12 protein-coding genes are annotated in these 17,945 nt (G+C 43.3%); 6 read left to right on the forward strand and 6 right to left on the reverse strand.

Features of this window, described 5'->3' with window-relative positions; genetic code table 11:
* Window positions 1-98 precede the first annotated feature (98 nt).
* Window positions 99-1,733, forward strand: coding sequence for a CHAT domain-containing protein (locus F6J99_RS02395; RefSeq protein ID WP_293111557.1), 1,635 nt, complete (start codon window positions 99-101; stop codon window positions 1,731-1,733).
* Window positions 1,734-2,038: 305 nt separating this feature from the next.
* Entirely contained in the window at window positions 2,039-2,698 is a 660-nt protein-coding gene (locus F6J99_RS02400; protein ID WP_293111558.1) for a hypothetical protein, read from the forward strand.
* Between the two features lie 477 nt (window positions 2,699-3,175).
* On the opposite strand, the gene F6J99_RS02405 is transcribed toward F6J99_RS02400, so the two are convergent.
* The 6 genes from F6J99_RS02405 to F6J99_RS02430 all read right to left on the reverse strand — a co-directional run bounded on the left by F6J99_RS02405 (window position 3,176) and on the right by F6J99_RS02430 (window position 11,509).
* Window positions 3,176-4,090: a phosphatidate cytidylyltransferase gene (locus tag F6J99_RS02405; RefSeq protein WP_070391395.1), complete on the reverse strand. Its 915-nt coding sequence runs from the start codon at window positions 4,088-4,090 to the stop codon at window positions 3,176-3,178.
* 91 nt (window positions 4,091-4,181) lie between these two features.
* Entirely contained in the window at window positions 4,182-4,784 is a 603-nt protein-coding gene (cbiT, locus tag F6J99_RS02410; protein WP_293111559.1) for a precorrin-6Y C5,15-methyltransferase subunit CbiT, read from the reverse strand.
* Window positions 4,785-5,486: 702 nt separating this feature from the next.
* The gene (locus tag F6J99_RS02415; protein ID WP_293111560.1) at window positions 5,487-6,944 is read right to left on the reverse strand and encodes an aminotransferase class I/II-fold pyridoxal phosphate-dependent enzyme; all 1,458 of its coding nucleotides are present in this window, start codon (window positions 6,942-6,944) and stop codon (window positions 5,487-5,489) included.
* Window positions 6,945-7,482: 538 nt separating this feature from the next.
* A complete protein-coding gene (locus F6J99_RS02420) occupies window positions 7,483-7,899 on the reverse strand; it encodes a helix-turn-helix domain-containing protein (RefSeq protein ID WP_070391398.1) in 417 nt (138 codons plus the stop codon).
* A 726-nt stretch (window positions 7,900-8,625) separates the two neighbouring features.
* Window positions 8,626-9,816, reverse strand: coding sequence for a WD40 repeat domain-containing protein (locus tag F6J99_RS02425; RefSeq protein WP_293111561.1), 1,191 nt, complete (start codon window positions 9,814-9,816; stop codon window positions 8,626-8,628).
* Between the two features lie 94 nt (window positions 9,817-9,910).
* Window positions 9,911-11,509, reverse strand: a complete 1,599-nt coding sequence (locus F6J99_RS02430) for a gamma-glutamyltransferase family protein (RefSeq protein WP_293111562.1) — start codon at window positions 11,507-11,509, stop codon at window positions 9,911-9,913.
* A 171-nt stretch (window positions 11,510-11,680) separates the two neighbouring features.
* Here F6J99_RS02430 and F6J99_RS02435 point away from each other — a divergent pair, with 171 nt between their 5' ends.
* The 4 genes from F6J99_RS02435 to F6J99_RS02450 all read left to right on the forward strand — a co-directional run bounded on the left by F6J99_RS02435 (window position 11,681) and on the right by F6J99_RS02450 (window position 17,810).
* Complete coding sequence (locus F6J99_RS02435) at window positions 11,681-13,528, forward strand: hypothetical protein (RefSeq protein WP_293111563.1); 1,848 nt, start codon at window positions 11,681-11,683, stop codon at window positions 13,526-13,528.
* A gap of 97 nt (window positions 13,529-13,625) precedes the next feature.
* Window positions 13,626-15,155 carry a DUF1822 family protein gene (locus tag F6J99_RS02440; RefSeq protein WP_293111564.1) on the forward strand — a complete coding sequence of 510 codons (1,530 nt, stop codon included), beginning with the start codon at window positions 13,626-13,628 and terminating at the stop codon, window positions 15,153-15,155.
* 49 nt (window positions 15,156-15,204) lie between these two features.
* Complete coding sequence (locus F6J99_RS02445) at window positions 15,205-15,393, forward strand: hypothetical protein (RefSeq protein ID WP_293111565.1); 189 nt, start codon at window positions 15,205-15,207, stop codon at window positions 15,391-15,393.
* A gap of 38 nt (window positions 15,394-15,431) precedes the next feature.
* Window positions 15,432-17,810 (forward strand): CHASE2 domain-containing protein, encoded by a 2,379-nt coding sequence (locus tag F6J99_RS02450; protein ID WP_293111566.1) that lies wholly within the window; start codon window positions 15,432-15,434, stop codon window positions 17,808-17,810.
* The last annotated feature ends 135 nt before the right edge of the window (window positions 17,811-17,945 follow it).

Below are 17,945 nucleotides of genomic sequence, written 5' to 3' on the forward strand. Positions count from 1 at the left end.
TTAATGACCAATTCCTCATTATTGATAGCGCCAATACCACCCAACACTCGATAGACTGATCCTCACATCGGTATATTCCCTATAATGATGAACCTTTAATGTCTGGTATCGAAAATCCTTGCCTCAGTTTAGCGATCGCTCGTCTATCTGCCGCTGGCAGAGAAAACTTGGCTATCTGGGTGCTGAAAGCTCCTTACCCAGGGGGTATGGTTCATCATGATTCTACTTGGTCTGAATATATGACTAAGTCCTGGCTGGCTTGGCAGGACATGTTTTCTCCATTTTCAAACCATGTGCCGATTAGTGGTCATCACAACCAGTATCCCACCACTTTGCCCTCACAGAATCAAAACGGTGCTACAGGTCCGGAGATTAGCTACAGTGGTCGTTTGATGCAAGGTTTGGGCATTGACCTCTGGCAGTGGCTGTTTCAAGGCTCAATTCGCAATGCCCTCGAACGAAGTCAAGGCATTGCCTTGGGACAAAATAAACCCCTTCGCCTGCGCTTGGAAGTTCGCGCTCCAGATTTCATTCCCCTCCCCTGGGAAATTATGCAACCCATGGCGGGTAAACAGGCAATTTCCCTCTCTCAGCAAATTCTGTTTAGCCGCACCACTAGTGATGTAGACGCCCTCGAACCCCTGCGCTCCCACCAGGCTCTCAATATTTTGTTAGTTCTAGGAGAGAAGGTTCAAAAATTAAATGGTTCGACTACCAATTTGGATCTCGAAAAAGAAGCGGCTACCTTGGTAAATGCCCTTCAAGCTGGTAGAGCCGCTCAAACTTCTAGGAACCAATCCGTTCCACCAGTTACCTGCAACGTCTCAAAACTAATACAACCGACACCAGGTGAACTGATTAAAGCACTCGAAACTGGTGCCTATAACATCCTATTCTATGCTGGTCATGGTGAAAGCGCACCAGACGGAGGTTTGCTATTTTTACGCTCGGATGCGAAAATTAGTGGTACGGAATTGGCTCAGGTTCTGGTGCGCACCCAGGTTGCCTTAGCTGTATTCAATGCCTGTTGGAGTGCCAAACCTGACCAAGTGAATTCCCAAACCATTCCCCGTAGTAGTTTAGCTGAGGTGCTTATTCACCACGGTGTCCCAGCAGTTTTGGGGATGCGGGACTCCATTGCTGACCAAGAAGCCGTGAGTTTTATTCAATCATTCGCCCAAGCCTTGGCGGAGCGCATGCCAATTGACCATGCTGTAGCTGTGGCCAGACAGCATATGTTGACCCTTTACAAGTTTAACCAACCAGCCTGGACCTTGCCTATCCTTTATATGCATCCTCAGTTTGAAGGGGAGTTAATCCAACCGGTGGGAGAAGGAATTACAGAACTGCCCACCATCACCTCAAGCTGGCTTGAAAATCCACCCCCAACTGCGTCTTTGCGTTCCATAGGAAAAACCGATCAGGTCTGGCCGATTCGAGGTGGATTGATGCGAGTGGGACGCCTACAATCTCACAACGATTTGGTGATTCCCGAAGTTTGTGTGAGTAAGCAACATGCTGAAATTATCTGCCGTGATGCTTTCACTGACCAAGGCTCGGATCCAACTTACTTCTTGAGGGATTTTTCTCGTAATGGTACGAGAATATTGATCGATAATGGTTGGAAAACTGTTCATCATCAGGAAGTTCAGCTAAGGTCGGGTATTCAGCTTAAGTTTGGTGGTCCTCGTGGTCAGATCTTTGAGTTTATTATTGACTCCCCAGAATCTTGAGTAGGACTATCCTCGTGCCGAAGATAAACTCAAGCTTATGCTGTTAACTATGCTGTTAACAATGGGAGTTTCACAAGGATACTGGTTAGAGTCAAATGGCAACTAGTGGCTGTCTACCTAAGGGAGCCTCTCAATAGCTCACTAATATCACACATAAGTTGATGAACGAAAGTGCTGTTGCCATGGTAATTAAACACGCGCTGAGAAGTCCAGATTATTTTTTCAGCTGTTGCGGAACTTCCTCAAAAATTGATGTAGCTATTTTATGTCAGGTTTCATCTACTAACCCAAACAGGAGGGGCATTATGAACAGCCAAGCTATTCAATATCAAGAACATCAACAATCATATTTTGAGGATACTTCGGTTCAAATCCAAGAAGAACTACTAGAATTATTACAGTCAGAAGAGGAGTTTTATCCTTGGGATCCAACTGATCCAGAAGCAGAAGCTTATTTTGCTGAGCTAGAAGCAGGTTTTTCCCTCAACGAAATCCAAGATGACCAGGAAATTGCTCAGGCTTCTCTTGCCTTTTTTGAGCGACTAAATCAGTGTTGGGAATTACCTCTCGAATCGAGCCTCGAATCGAGCCTCGAATCGAGCCTCGAATCCACCATTGACTCGTTGAAGGCAGCTTTAGCTAACGGGTGTGCGTCTTGCATGCCTCCCGAATGGCTCGAAGCGATCGCTTCGAGAGCTCAAGAGGTTGTTCACAAGAACTTGTCCTTAGCAGAGCAACTTGTGCTTTGTGTCAAGCCATTGTTACAAAACTGGACAGAAGACGATCTATTGGTGTTAGCTCGTCCGTGGGCTTACGCCATGCGCAGTAGCTCAGACTCCATGAATGTCAGTGCTTCAGTTAAATCTGAACAGTGGCACTCTTTGTCTTCTATCCAACAAGTCCGCCTAAGCCTAGAAGTAGCTCATTCGGCTCTGATCGAACTAAACAATCACACTAGTAACTAATCATCTGACTAATCATCTGACTAATCATCTGACTAACCATCGATATTAACATATTAGTGTCGTAACTGGTCTTAGTGATTAGCGTAATTACTGATTAGTCATCACCGCCAAGCTGGGTTTGAACCGAAAAACCGTTTTCCGGTTCTGTATTTACCTAGATTAATTGTAATCCGGACATGATAGTTATCCCAAGTTGCATTGATATGTAGCACCATTACCTCCCATCTTCGTAATCTGTGGTTTCTGACGTCTACCCCATCCAGAATGCACTTTTATAGCGGTTTTCAGGTTTTTATTCCGATTATGACAGCCGGTGATTGCACTCGGAATTTCCTAGAGGCGTGCTGTGTATTCTACGCTCGCTGGAAACCGCTATAAATTTTTAATCTACTCCAAGGTAGCTTAACGGGTTAATGCTATCAATAGATGGCTTTTTGCAATCAAGAAAATCAAAAAATTTTGAACATTGACACAAGACTACAGGTAGCTGGGTAACAGTGGTAGTAAAAGCGTGACAAAATAATAAACCAAAGGGGCAGTGAACACATAGCTGTCTGTTCGGTCTAAAATGCCACCATGACCAGGAATTAATTGCCCGGAATCCTTGACACCAGCATCCCGTTTCATTAAGGACTCCGTTAAGTCTCCTAAGAGGCTAGCTACACCAATGATTACTCCGAGCATCATGCCACTCAACTGCCAGCACGGCCAATTCAGATACCAAGCTCCTGCGATTCCTACAGCAATACTACTGACAAGGCCAAATATAGCGCCTTCCACAGTTTTTTTAGGACTGATCATAGAAAGGCGAGTGCGACCAAAAAATTTGCCGAAGGTGTAAGCTCCGATATCTGCTGCCCAAATACAGCTAAATGCTAGGAGAGTTGAAGTTAACCCAGCAGGTAAATCACTCAGATTAATCGAAAAATTAGACCAGTATCCACTGCTGGGTAGGTTCGTAGCGGCGACTGTAGCATCTCTAGCTAGGGAGGACGTTTCAGTCAAATCAGTCAAACCCACTCGCAGACGGACCCAATACCCGGGCAGATAACCACCATAGAGTAAACCTAATATGGAAGCCCCAATATCCGCAATGGTTGCTATCTTGGGTTGGAACAGTAAGTAAAAGCAAATAAATGTTCCAGCAATGGGAAACACCGCATCAGCCAGGGTTGGTGAAATGGTAGCTGTAATTAGTAGTAGCTGAGACACAAACATGGTGCTTTTGGTTGCTGGCACCATGCCTTTTGCTTTTACTAGTTGAAAAAGTTCTAACTGACCTAAATAGACAATGACACAGAAGCCGATGGTAAAATACCATCCCCCAAGTAAGATCATCCCCATCGCCAGGGCGATCGCAACTATTCCACTAAAAATCCGTAACCAGGGCATATGACGTTTTTTTTTGACACTCCTGTTCTCACACAAGAACAGGTTATTTATATTATTATTGTTAATTTTGTTCCCTGAAGGGGTCTATTCCTTACTCTAACTTCTCACCACTAAGAATAAAAATGGGGTTAACTGCTGCAAATGTTTGATAATTCCCCCGTGTCTCTAGGCGATTGACGGCTGACTGAACGACTTCGATATTGCGAGCCTGTAACTCCGCTAAGCCTTCTGAGATGGCATAGAGTCCTTCTAGATTGTTGGTGGTTGCTACTATCCTCCCTGGAGATTCTAGGTAGGGCCAGACTTCTTTGAGTAGAGTTTTGATTGGTCGTCCTCCTTCAAGGCAAACTCGGTGGGGTTTTAATGGTAGATCTTTGAGACATTCTGGGGCGTTACCTTCGATGACTTCTACGTTGGTGACATTAAAGCGATCGCAATTGTATCGAATCAGGTTGGCTACTTCTTCATCCCGTTCTACAGCAATAATCTCACTTTTGGGACACAGTAGTCCAATTTCTACAGGAATGGTACCGGTTCCAGCACCGATGTCCCACAACCGGTCTTGGCTTCCTAGTCGTAGAGCAGAAATGATCAGCAGCCTGACTTCTCGCTTACTTAAGGGAATACCGGGTAGGCGTTCAAAGAGGTGATCTGGGATTCCAGGAGTAATGTACGGCCAAATTGGGGATGACATTTGTGGTATTTAGGTTTCGGGGTATTTTTTTTACTTTAGTTATTTTGATTTATTAAACTAAGCAATTCAGGTATATAACACATAAAAGTTTGAATAAAAAGTATTATAAATACAGCGATTATTTACCTGTTAGTCTATTTTTATAAGTTTAATATCATCAAAGGATTACTGTGTCTATTTTTGATAGTTTTAGATTTTATTGTTTATCATAAATAGGATATAAATTTTATTACAAATTAGCATCCCTTTGTCCGAAATAACCATAAATATTTACAAAGATTATAACCTTGATCATACTTATGAGGTACATTCAATTTTATTCCCTCTTTATTAAGGGGGTAAACCCCCAATAAGCTGGTATTCATTTAAATTTTATCGTTATGACAGCAGGGGAGCTCGAATCCCCCCTAACCCCCCGCTCGTAAGGGGGGAATGGGAGCAGGGGAGAGGGTTTGACGGTTTTTTTATAACTGAATAATACCCAATTTAAATGGGCAAGAGCTTACCTCTGTGCAGCGCTACTCCCGACTCCGTTGGGCTTGCGCTTACAGTCGTCGAATTAAATTCGCCACGGGTCGCACCGCTCCCGACTCCCTCGGTGCGCTTGACCCGTAATTAAATTCGCCACGGGTCGCACCGCTCCCGACTCCCGACTCCCATTAAGCCAGCACGAGGTACCTGATCTAATTGAGAACTACTATACTAAATAATCTTTAGGGTTTGGAGGCTGGGGTCGCTACAACCGGTAATTTGACCACCTAAGGTTAGAATTTTTTGGAGGTATTCAATAGTAGTTGATTTGATTTGTTCTCCTGGCATTAGGGCTGGTATTCCTGGTGGATAGGGACAGATTAATTCGGCACTGATCCGGTTGATGGTTTCGGTTACCGGTAGGGTTTCGGTGGGAGCAAAGAAGGCTTCACGGGGGGAGAGTAAGGGTTGCAGGTTACAGGTTGCAGGGTGCAGGTTACAGAAGGCAGGTTGCTCAGTGGAGGAATTGCGATTATTTTGGGCAACTTTGATGAAAGCTTGTACAAGTTGCTGAATATCGGTTTGGGTATTGCCTAGGCTAATGATAAAGGTTAAGTGGTGAAGTGTGGGTAACTCCGCTGTGACACCAAACTGTTGATCAAGAATTTCATCGGCTTCAAACCCACTTAATCCTAATTCGGTCACTCTTACGGTTAAGCGAGTTGGGTCTAGGGCTTGGAATCTTCGGGGTTTAATTAGTTCTAAACCTGGAATTTGGCTGATTTTACTTCTGGCATCCTGGGCTAGCTGCAAGGTATGACTCATTAGTCGTTCTCCATGGAGTGCCATTTGTTGTCGTGCGGCATCTAGGGAAGCGAGTAGTAAGTAACTGGGACTGGTGGATTGAACTAGCTGTAATGCTTTACTCAACCGCTGAGCATCAATGCGATTGCCCTGAATGTGCAACATCGATGCCTGAGTCATGGCACCGAGTACTTTATGAGTTGATTGTACGCTTAAATCGGCTCCGGCTGATAGGGCATCTAGGGGTAAATCGGGATGGAAGGCAAAGTGAGGTCCATGGGCTTCATCCACCAGTAGGGGAATATTATGTTGGTGAACTATTTTTGCGATCGCTTTTATGTCACCACAGATCCCCTGATAGGTTGGATAGACCATCATTACTGCTTTGGTGTCCGGATGCTGATTCAGGGCTTGTTTAACTGCAGTTGGGGTGATGCTATAAACCAAGTCAGTGGATGGGTCGTACTCGGGGTTAATAAAGATCGGGATAGCACCACACAAGACTAATCCTGCGATCGCGGATTGGTGGATATTGCGCGGTAACAGGATTTTCTCCCCGGTATAGCAGGTGGCTACTATAGCAGCCATCACCCCACAAGTAGAACCGTTGACTAGGAACCAAGTTTTGCTAGCACCAAAGGCTGCTGCTGCTAGGTCTTGAGCTTCTTGGATTACCCCTTCTGGAGCAAAAAGATTATCTAACTCCGGTAATTCTGGCAAATCAGCCCGAAATACTGATTTTCCTAGCAAATCCGCTAATGGCTCAGGTATTCCCTTCCCTTGTTTGTGTCCTGGTGCATAAAAGGCTGCATGGGGCTTCTGGGCTGATGCCCGCAGAGCGTCTAATAAAGGTGTCTTTTCCTGAGAAGGTGGTCGATTGTTCACAAATTTTTCCCAATGGCTCTAGCTTATCAAAAATCGGGCGTTGCTGATTCTGGTATGGCGCACGCCCCCCTAACCCCCCAATTCTGGGGGGAACAAAACTATGAAAGTCCCTTCCGGTGCGCGCCTCGTGGCGAGTAAATCGCCCTTGGGTCGCACCGCAAAGTTGGGGGACCCACGGGGGCTTTAGCAAAACCGGATGATCGCGCATTCATTCCTTTATTCAGCAACGCCAAAAATCGAGCCAATTTTAAACCTTTGTCAGAGAAGGAGGGATTAAAAACCAGTGGACTAGGGGAATCGCAAAAAGCTATATCCTTGATCAAACTATAAAGGAATTGGTCAGCTAATGATCTCAACTATTACTGACTCACTAGTTTTTTAAATTCCGTTTATTGCTAGTAACAAATAATTAACTAAATTGTCCATGCACGGCTAGATACGGGCAGGCATAAATTGCTTGCTGATTGATAACCAGGATATCGATAATTTTTAATTTATATTATGTCCGAAAGTTTGGATCACTGATAGCTTAGACGTTTCAGATCACTTTATAATCAGAGATAGTCTCTATCCACACCCTTGCTCCACAATGTAAGGGATTATCAGGACGATACATTACTCTACATGGTCCATTGACTTCCACGGTATGACCATAAGTGTTTTTAGACCCTCGTTTTACGGTAATCACAGGGTTGCGCTCTCCGGTCTTGAGATTTTGGCGAATCACTTTCTGGTTAACGTGAATCACTGCAGGAGTGTAATTTGTACGCTTTGACCAGTTCCGCTTTGGACCGCGAGTGCCGGGCGTGACCACTGGCATGCCATCAAACAGAGGAATCACCCAAGTTCTACCCACTTTATAGGCTCCTTTGACTCTGCCTTTACCCAGAAGGTAACGGACGCGAGTGGCGGAAACACCTAGTAAATCGGCGGCTTGTGCAGTGGAAATCATCATGGCAGTTTAACCATTGCGTTTACTATACTGTTTAATTTAGCATAATTTTAGTTAAAATGCAAGCTTTAAAAAAAACTATTGCACTTTAGCAATGTAAAATACTATCAGTGAAGTAAATAAGGTAATAGTGGTAAATAGGGTAAGTGTGGGGAGGTGGAAAGAAAGTGCTAGGTATGAATGGAACTGGAGTACAGAAAAACTATTGCACTCTAGGAATAGATTGAGTTAGTGGTTGTTCAAGGCTTGATACTGATGACTGATATGGTAAAAATGCGATGCTCGGTAGAGCCGCTAAGCGAACACAGTATCTTGTTAGAGAATGGAACTTGGAGAAATAAGAACTATTGCACTGTCGCAATCGACTGATTCCGTAGGTGATCAAACCTTGGTCTGTTCGACTCAAGTGAAAAAAAATACCAATTAACGTAGGGTGGGCAAAGCCATCATTTAATTAATACTCATTGGAACCAAACTGTTTTTGCCCACCCTACAAGTAAGACAAATACCAATTAACGTAGGGTGGGCAAAGCCATCATTTAATTAATACTCATTGGAACCAAACTGTTTTTGCCCACCCTACAAGTAAGACAAATACCAATTAACGTAGGGTGGGGAAAGCCATCATTTAATTAATACTCATTTGAACCAAACTGTTTTTTGCCCACCCTACAAGTAAGACAAATACCAATTCAAGTAAGGTGGGAAAAGCAATCATTTTATTAATACTCATTGGAACCAAACTGTTTTTGCCCACCCTACAAGTAAGACTTCCCCCGATTCCCGATTCCCGATTCCCGATTCCCGATTCTTGATTTCCTGTTCAAGACTAATGGGATTAAGGACTAACGACCAAATTCTAATCGTACCATCCTCCCCACCACTAACTAGAGTGTTTCCATCTGGACTAATCGCAACTGACCAAACCCAGCCATCATTTCCAGAGAGAGTGCGCAGCAATTGTCTACTGTCTACATCCCACAACTTGATAGTTTTATCACTGCCAGCACTAGCGATAGTTTTGCTATCGGAACTAATCGCAATGGAGAGAATTGGTGCGGAGTGACTTTCGAGGATAGCTAATTCTTCGCCACTGTTGATATCCCACAACTTGACGATTTTATCAACACTAGCAACTAGGATGTTGCTATCTTCACTAATGGCAATATCAGAAATCTGACCAGGTTGTTTTGAGATGGTTTTCCGCAATTCTAGGGTGGATAAATCCCAAATCTTGATAGAACGATCTGACCCCCCACTGGCACTAACCAAATGTTTTCCATCTGGACTAATCGCAACAGCAGTAACCCAGTCGGAATGCTCGGTAATGGTGCCTAAACTTTGGCCAGTGAGGACATCCCACACCATAACGGTTTTGTCAGGAGAGCCACTTACTAGGATTTTGCCATCGGGACTAATTGCTATTGATCTGACTATACCCGTATGTCCTTTCAAGGTACGAGGTGGTGCTCCAGTTTCTAGGTTCCAGATATTAATTTGTCTTTCTGTTGCGGCAGCGAGACGTTTACCATCAGCACTGATTACTAGAGCACTGGGCGTTCTGGTAAAGTCTTTGATCGTCTTCTGTAGCCTACCATCCCTGAGATTCCAAAACTTGATGGTTTTGTCTTTACTGCTGCTAATTAGGGTTTGGCTATCTGGACTAATGGTAAGAGAATTAACATCTGACCGATGACCTGAAATTAGTTGAGTCAGCTGAGCCTCTTGCCACGACTGGGCTAGCAATGGTTGTTGATAATGTGAGCGTCCTAGGGTTACCGGATAGACTATCCCTGTAGCCATAGTTAAGATAACCGTAGTGCTAGATATATAGGACTTACGAAGTTTATTTGGTTTTGCCCCCCTAACCTCCCAGCGAGCAATCCCTCGCTGGGGGGAACTACTCTTAAAGTCCCCCAAGTTTGGGGGATTTAGGGGGCAATGGGTAAGTCCTGATATAGCCAACAGCGCTATTAATCCTTCCCTAAACATTAGTTGGATTTTTATCACCCCTTCACCCTACCAACGCTAATCCATCACCACGGGGTTCAGATGCCGCTACCAAAACCCCTGACTGACGCCAGATAACTTGACCTTTACCAAAATTTATGCTATCTGCCATAACCTGAATGTCATGACCCATCTCAGCTAGCTCCAGAGCAATATGATGGGGTACACTCTGTTCCAATAGGACTTGTGACCCATCCACAAATCGCCATCTGGGAGCATCTAGAGCAGCTTGAGGATTCATCCCGTAATCTACCAGATTAACCACTACCTGTACATGTCCCTGAGGCTGCATGGAGCCTCCCATCACTCCAAAGGGCCCTAGAGGTTGACCATTTTGAGTCAGAAAACCGGGAATAATGGTATGATAGGACCGCTTACCTGGTGCAACTTGATTAGGATGACCGGATTCTAGGGTAAACCCTAAGGCTCGGTTTTGCAAGGCAATCCCAGTGCCAGGAATAACAATCCCACTCCCAAAGCCTTCAAAGTTCGATTGGATAAAGGATACCATTAATTCCCCATCTGCTGCTGCTAGATAAACTGTGCCACCTTTGGGTAAACCGGGTTTTGCTAACGCGATCGCGTTTTCCCCAATTAACTTGCGGCGTTCCCTGGCATACCCATGGTCTAATAGCGTTTCGATTGGGACTTCCATAAACCGGTGGTCAGTGATATGGCGGTGAACATCAGCAAACGCTAGCTTCATGGCTTCGATTTGTAGATGATAGCTTTGGGCTGATTCACGGGGATAGTGGCTTAAGTCAAAACCTTCGATTATATTTAATGCCATTAAGGCCGCCATCCCTTGGGTGTTGGGGGGAATCTCCCATACGGTCAGCTCACGATAGTTAGTTGAAATCGGGTTTACCCACTCAGCTTGGTGGCTAGCTAGGTCAGCTTTGGTCAGCACGCCACCAGTATTAGCCGCAAAGTTTGTGATCGCATCAGCAATTTCCCCTTGATAAAAGCTTTCACCACCACTGTTTGCGATCGCTTTCAAGGTCTCAGCATGATCCTTACTCCCCCATACCTCCCCAGCTACTGGTGCGCGCTGGTTAGGGAAAAATACCTGTTTAAATGGTTCAAATTCTCGTCCAGTCAGGGGAAGATACAGAGCTTCCGCCCGTTTCCAAGCTCTTGCTGTGACTGGGGAGACCGGAAATCCAGCTTCCGCGTATCGAATGGCTGGGGCAAACAATTGCTCAAAGGGTAGTTTTCCCCACCGTTGCCATAAACTACGCCATCCTGATACCGCTCCTGGCACCGTTACCGATAACCAGCCGATAGCAGGAATTTGACTCATGCCAGCAAAATGCTCAAGGGTCAGGTGTTGAGGGCTTTTGCCAGAGGCGTTGATGCCATGGAGTCTACCATCCCATACTAAGGCGAAGGCATCAGAACCGATACCATTAGAGGTAGGTTCAACCACTGTCAATGCGATCGCTGTGGCTATAGCAGCATCTACAGCATTGCCTCCAGCCCAAAACATTTCCATACCAGCTAGGGTGGCTAGGGATTGGCTAGTGGCTACGGCAAATCGATTACCCATGACTACCCGTCGTCTTGATGGGTAGGGATAATGGGTTAAGTTACCCTTGAGCATAATTTTCGATTATCAAATGTTCTGTAGTTATTTTATAGACAAGCTGCATAACCCCTAAGCTTGAGCACTAAGTAAATAATGAGGTTTCCTTCTAATTAGTTGTTTGAGCGATGAATCGATTTAAGTTAGGAGTTAAGGTAAAGCGCTACTAGAAGCTAGGGTAAAGAATCAATGCCTACTAACAACTCAGGTATCAAACCGTTTTCGACATCCATTTATTTCAAAGACCCCCAAGGTGATAGGGGGATCGAGCCGGTTTTTCAATCTAATTCTAGATTAGAGGGTTTCATGGCACATCTAGTCGAGTCTGAGCCAGACAGGAGCGAAGCCGATTGGGCTGCTTGCTTCTTATATCAGTTGAGACAAGCATCTGGTATTTACCGGATTTTATCCATGACTAATCCTGCGATAGTGGTGATCAGAGCTTATCTGTTATTGTTAACCTTATCTGATCAGCTCTTATTCAATTACCTACAGTTTGTTTGTTGGTCTGCATCTCAAGCGATCGCCCATCAGTTGAGTAAATCTCATAATCTTGCCTTACATTATCCTGTAGAGGAATGTTTCATCATTGCTAGTGAAGCAGCCAGCCAGCCAGCTAAACTCCTCAGAGGATTTAATTTTTATGCTAAGTCTTCTATCAATGCCTATGCTTTCAATGCCCTCAAGCGAATTATTAGAAATCAAGTCGCCAAGGAACTCAGGTTAAAATCTATCAAATTTTCTGATTATGGCTTGTTGCGATATTTGGATAAAACCGAACTTGAGCAAGCACTTAATAACTATGGAATCACTAATCAAGATTTCAACTATTATCGTCTGGCTTGGCAATCGTTTAAAGACTACTTTAACGAAATTTATCCTCCCAGCAGCAAGGGAAAGTCTCGCCATCATTCCCCAATTAAATTCCTAAGCCAGCAACAGCTTCACCAAATTGCTATTCGTTACAACCAGCAGTTAAATCGGTTAACTCAAATGGTTAGTTCTGAGTTAAAAATTGCTGATTTTAAGAGGAATAACCCTAAAATAAGTGATTCAGATTGGTTAAGACAAGTAGTACGTTACTCAGCATATGGGCCACGCCCACCCTACGGGAACAGCAATCAGCAATCAGCAATTAGCAATCAGCAATCAGCATATGGGCTACGCCCACGCTACGCGAACAGCAATCAACACTCAGCATATGGGCTACGCCCACGCTACGGGAACAGCAATCAGCATATGGGCTACGCCCACGCTACGGGAACAGCAATCAGCACTCAGCACATTGAAGAAATGCTAGCCATTTGCATCCAAGCGGTGCGGATGTCTCAACACAGGAATTCAGTATCCTTAGATGAGTATGGGGAAATTACTGATATAGCATCTAATCCTTTGGAGGTGGTAATCCAAGAGGAAGAAAAGGATGAGTTGGCTCAAGTTAGGACTATTATCTTAAGAGAATTTACGGCTTTAGATCAGCTAGCTCAAACATCCCTAAGACTTTGGCTTGGTCTAGGCATCAATCAACAAGATTTTATCGAGCTTTTCGGGTTTAAAAAGCAATATCAAATTGCTCGCCAGTTTCAACGTTATTTTAAACGAATTTTGAAGGCAGTCGTCACCTTTTATTTTCAGGATGCTATGAGTACCAGTCTAACCTCTAAAGACATCAAGCAGCGCCTTAATGCAACCACTAAAACTAACTATATTAATAACTATCTAAAAGCTTACTTAAGTGCTGATAGCCAAGACTTATTTTCTAAAGTAATTTATACAATTTATGATGAAGAGATTGCTAAATTAATGACTATTAATTTTAGTAATATAGAAAAAAATAAACTAAAAAAAATAAACCAGAGTTTACTTGAATTAATTCAACCAAGGTTTGAGGTATTAATTGAAAAAAAAATGTCTATAGAACTGATTGAATTTAGATCAGCTAAACCAGCGATAACTAAATTTATTGAGCGGTGGATCCAGCAAAATCAGGCACTACTAGGGCAATCTCGATCAGGAAATAGGGCAAAACCAATGTAGCCAAAGTAAAACCTGAAACCTGAAACGTGAAAACACCAAATATCCCAATATCCCAAATACCAATTAACGATTAACCAAACAAAAAGGAGATGAGTCAATGAAATTAAGTTTAGAGGATGTAGCTTTCCTACACCCAGACCAATTGTTGATAGAATTCTCCCCAGAAGAACGAGAACAAGCATGGCACCAAACCCAAGCTCAAGGTTATTCTAATCAAGCTGCTCGTTGGCGAGCGTATCTGAATTGTCTCTGTCTGAATACGTTTTTAAGCTATCTGGACACAGAAGCAAATTTAACAGAAGCAAATTTAACAGAACCAAATTTACTAGAAACAGGACTAGACAAAGCACTAAAGAAACCACTAAACAAAGCCTTAGTATGGCCAGAGTTGGGGGATTTACCAAGTTTCTGGGAAGTAGTGAATGGTACAGCTGTTGAGCTAAACCAGATGCGACTGGTATTAATTCCTAGTGAAGAAATCAAGTTTACAGCGTTGCGAGTACCGCGAGAGTGGGTTGATATTCCTGAGTGGGCTAGTCATTATTATGTGGCGATGCAACTGAATTTAGAAGAATGCTGGTTACAGGTGTCGGGATACACAACTTATCAACAGTTACGTGATCATGGTAACTATGACATCATCGATGAAACCTACGCTGTGGATGCAGTAGATTTAATTGAAGATTTGAATGTGATGTGGGTAACGGAGGAACTTGCTCCTAGTCCCAAACTGGTGGTAAAGCCAATGGCAAGATTATCCTGTGATGAAGCAACAACGTTAATCAAGCAATTGAGCCAGGAAACTCCTTATTCTCCGAGGCTAGATATTCCTTTTGCTAAGTGGCAGGCACTGGTATCAAATTCTAGATGGCGCAAGGAATTATATAAACAACGTTCCCTAGTTTACTCTCGTAAGCCATCTATAACCTTACTCTCATGGCTGGATAATTTCCTGGAGGCTGGTTGGCAAACTGTTGAGGAAATTCGAGCACGTAATGGTGAGCCTAATTTAAGCTTAGCTTACCGGTCTCAACCGACTCGTTTGAAGGATCGTTTTAACGATAATTCTTCAGCATCTTCCCCTTTTTCGGAAAATATCCCTGAAGCTGTGACCGCAATTATTAAACTATTAAAAACCAATAGCAGTAAAGATACTAACTTACCCGCTATAGAATTATTGGGTGAAATTGGTCATAGTAACTTAGAGGCGATCGCATTGCTTGCTGACATGATCAATACTACTGACGATCATGACTTACGTCGCCAAGCCGCTGTCAGTTTGGGAAAACTTGACCCAAATCATCCCCAAGCTGGGATTAGGCGAGTTAAGATAATTGATTTAGAAATGCAACTCAATGAGACCAAAGTAGCATTTATGGTTACTTTCATACCTGAAGCAGATGGGGAAATTAATGTTCACTTACGGGTGTATCCTACTAAGAGTAAATATCTAAAACCTAATCTCGACTTGCTAGTACTTGATCCCCAGGGAGAAATTTTCTTGTCGGCTCAGTCGAGAAGTGCTGATAATTGGATTCAATTAGAGTTTAATGGTGAAAAGGGGGATAGATTTATGGTAAAACTGGTACTGGCAGATGCCAGCTTCTCCAAAGAGTTTGTCTTGTAATCTATCTTGGATTGAAACTTTAGGGTTGAAAGTTGTGAGGTTGAAAGTTGTGAGGTTGAAAGTTAAAGGTTGTGAGGTGGAAGGTTTTCAGATAGCGTTTCTGATACTTATCAGGTACCTTCAAGTTTATTACCCCGACTCCCGACTCCCGACTCCCGTTCCCCTCCTGGGAGGGGTTAGGGGTGGGTTCCGACTCCCGACTCCCTATAACCAAGGACTTTCTCTGCCACCCAATTGAAAAATACTATTAATAAATTGAATACTAGGGGATTAAAAATGACGAAACTAGTAACCTTTAAAATAGTTGATGGTGATTTTAAAAAGGGCTTTCGGGTAATCCTAAAAATTGGGATTGATGCCAATGAAAATAATTTAATGGCTAGAGAAATTGACGGTTGGTTACCGCCAGCACCTGAGATTAACCAATTGTGCAACAGTTGGCTCTTAAGCTATCGTGCTCAAGGGAGAATCAAACTGCATCCACCGGATCGGAAACTGACAGCTCCCTCAGAACAGATAACCAACTATTCAATTATCAACTCAGCTCATGATTTAGAAGAGGCGATCAATAATTGGCTAAATTCAACCGATAGAAAGTTTCAACGCTTCCGGGATCAAGTGTTAAAATCTTTATCGACCAATGACCAGATTCGGTTTATTATTCAAACTAATAATATCAAACTTTGGCAATTGCCTTGGCATCTCTGGGATGTCTTGTCCGATTGTGATATTGAGGTTAATTTCAGTACCTCAGAATTTCCCTTACCCTCCCAAGCAATCGACCAATCTAGAAATAAAGTCAGACTATTGGCAATTCTAGGAGATGACACGGGGATTAATATCGAGAAGGATTTGGCATTACTCCAGGAGGAATTACCGGATGCAGAAATTGTCCCTTTAATCAGTCCCCAAAAAAAAGAATTAAGCCATGAATTATGGGATAAAAGGTGGGATATATTGTTTTTTGCTGGTCATAGTTTTACCCATAAAGATAATTTACAAGGACGATTTTTCATCAATGAAGATGAAAGCCTAACCATTGAGGAGTTAAAGTATGGTCTAAGCAATGCGATTGAAAATGGTTTAAAATTGGCTATTTTTAATTCCTGTGATGGGTTAGGATTAGCAGCAGAATTGGTTAGTTTACCAATCTCGACAACCCTGGTCATGCGGGAACGGGTGCCAGATGAGGTAGCTCAGACGTTTTTAAGGTATTTTCTCAACGCATTTGCCACAAAGCAAAAATCCTTATCGGATTCAGTTTGGGAAACCCGGAAAAGATTGCAGGAGGAGGTAGAAGATAACTATCCCTGTGCCAGTTGGTTACCAGTGATATTTCAAAATCCTGCTCTGAAACCGCCAACTTGGGAAGACTTTATCCCAAAGCCTATTCCTCCAATCCCCCCAATCCCCCAGAATCCCAAACTCTCAAGGGTTTTACTGGTAAGTTTGATTGTCACTATCGCAGTGATCACCATGCGATCGCTTGGGTTGTTACAAGGATCAGAATTACGTGCTTTCGACCATCTTATGGGTCTGCGACCACCTGAAAAGCCGGATGAGCGGGTTTTAGTAATTGCGGTGGATGAACCAGATATTCAGTATCAGGAAAAGATGGGTTGGTCGAGGAAAGGGTCATTATCCGATACAGCCTTGGCAGAACTGTTGCGAAAACTCAACCGTTATCAACCGCGAGTGATTGGCTTAGATATTTATCATGACTTTGAGTTTGAACCTAACTTAGGGACTCAATTGAAACAAAATCCCCGTTTCATTGCGGTGTGCCAAATGAAAAGTAATGATCACCCTGGTATCGCTTCACCACCGGGTATGACATCACAACAGATCGGCTTTAGTGATTTCCCTCGTGACCCAGATCATATTATCCGTCGCCAACTTCTAGGGATGGGCTATCCGGATAATTGTAATACTCGTTACTCTCTAAGTTTACAAGTGGCTCTGAATTACCTAGCCGAAGAGGGAATCCCGCCGATGAAGAGAAATTCAGCAGGGGATGTAGAAATCGGTGATGTGGTGTTTCGGAAATTCGCACACAATGCTGGTGGATATCAGTTAAAGCCAGAACATGCAAGGGGATATCAGATACTCCTTAATTATCGTGCCAAGAATCCCAAACAAGTTAATCTCCAAGACTTACTCAAGGGTAAACTTGACTCCCAACTGCCGGATTTAGTCAAAAATAAGATTGTCTTGATTGGGGTTGGTAAAGATTTAAAGGATGTACACCAGACTCCCTATACTAAAGGGCCATGGTCTGACAAAATACCTGGGGTTATGGTTCAAGCTCAGATGAGTAGTCAGATTATTAGTGCCGTTTTGAAGCAACGACCCTTGCTCTGGTGGTTGCCACAGTGGGGGGAAATGCTTTGGATTGCTAGTTGGTCTGTGGTGGGAGGCCTATTAGTTTGGCGTTTACATTCCCCATCCTACTTGGGAATTGCTGTTTTTGTTGGTATCAGCCTTTTATCTGGAGTCTGTTATGGTCTGTTACTCCAAGGGGGATGGATACCTTTTATACCATCAGCGTTGGCCTTAGTGGCAACCAGTGGAGCCATCGTAGTTTCTAGCATTTTTAAATCAAATGTAAACAAGGATGACAGTTTTTTATATTACCAAAAATCCCTAGATACTTGATTATATCTTGCCTTTTGCTTCTTGCCTCTTGCCTTTACTAATCGCGATTCTGTTTACATCTCAAATGTAAAGGCTATATTTATCATCCAATTCTTTTAAAAAATTTTGATAAAAAGGTTATTTGTTAAAGATTGA

Origin of the sequence: Moorena sp. SIO4G3 (assembly GCF_010692305.1) — a bacterium.
Classification (GTDB): Bacteria; Cyanobacteriota; Cyanobacteriia; order Cyanobacteriales; family Coleofasciculaceae; genus Moorena; species Moorena producens_A.

Bases quoted from the DNA above. Each gene is read 5' to 3' on its own strand.
- F6J99_RS02395 (WP_293111557.1), top strand. From the start codon at position 99: ATGTCTGGTATCGAAAATCCTTGCCTCAGTTTAGCGATCGCTCGTCTA.
- F6J99_RS02450 (WP_293111566.1), top strand. From the start codon at position 15,432: ATGACGAAACTAGTAACCTTTAAAATAGTTGATGGTGATTTTAAAAAG.
- cbiT (WP_293111559.1), bottom strand. From the start codon at position 4,784: ATGTCATCCCCAATTTGGCCGTACATTACTCCTGGAATCCCAGATCAC.
- F6J99_RS02435 (WP_293111563.1), top strand. From the start codon at position 11,681: ATGCCTACTAACAACTCAGGTATCAAACCGTTTTCGACATCCATTTAT.
- F6J99_RS02440 (WP_293111564.1), top strand. From the start codon at position 13,626: ATGAAATTAAGTTTAGAGGATGTAGCTTTCCTACACCCAGACCAATTG.
- F6J99_RS02430 (WP_293111562.1), bottom strand. From the start codon at position 11,509: ATGCTCAAGGGTAACTTAACCCATTATCCCTACCCATCAAGACGACGG.
- F6J99_RS02405 (WP_070391395.1), bottom strand. From the start codon at position 4,090: ATGCCCTGGTTACGGATTTTTAGTGGAATAGTTGCGATCGCCCTGGCG.
- F6J99_RS02420 (WP_070391398.1), bottom strand. From the start codon at position 7,899: ATGATGATTTCCACTGCACAAGCCGCCGATTTACTAGGTGTTTCCGCC.
- F6J99_RS02400 (WP_293111558.1), top strand. From the start codon at position 2,039: ATGAACAGCCAAGCTATTCAATATCAAGAACATCAACAATCATATTTT.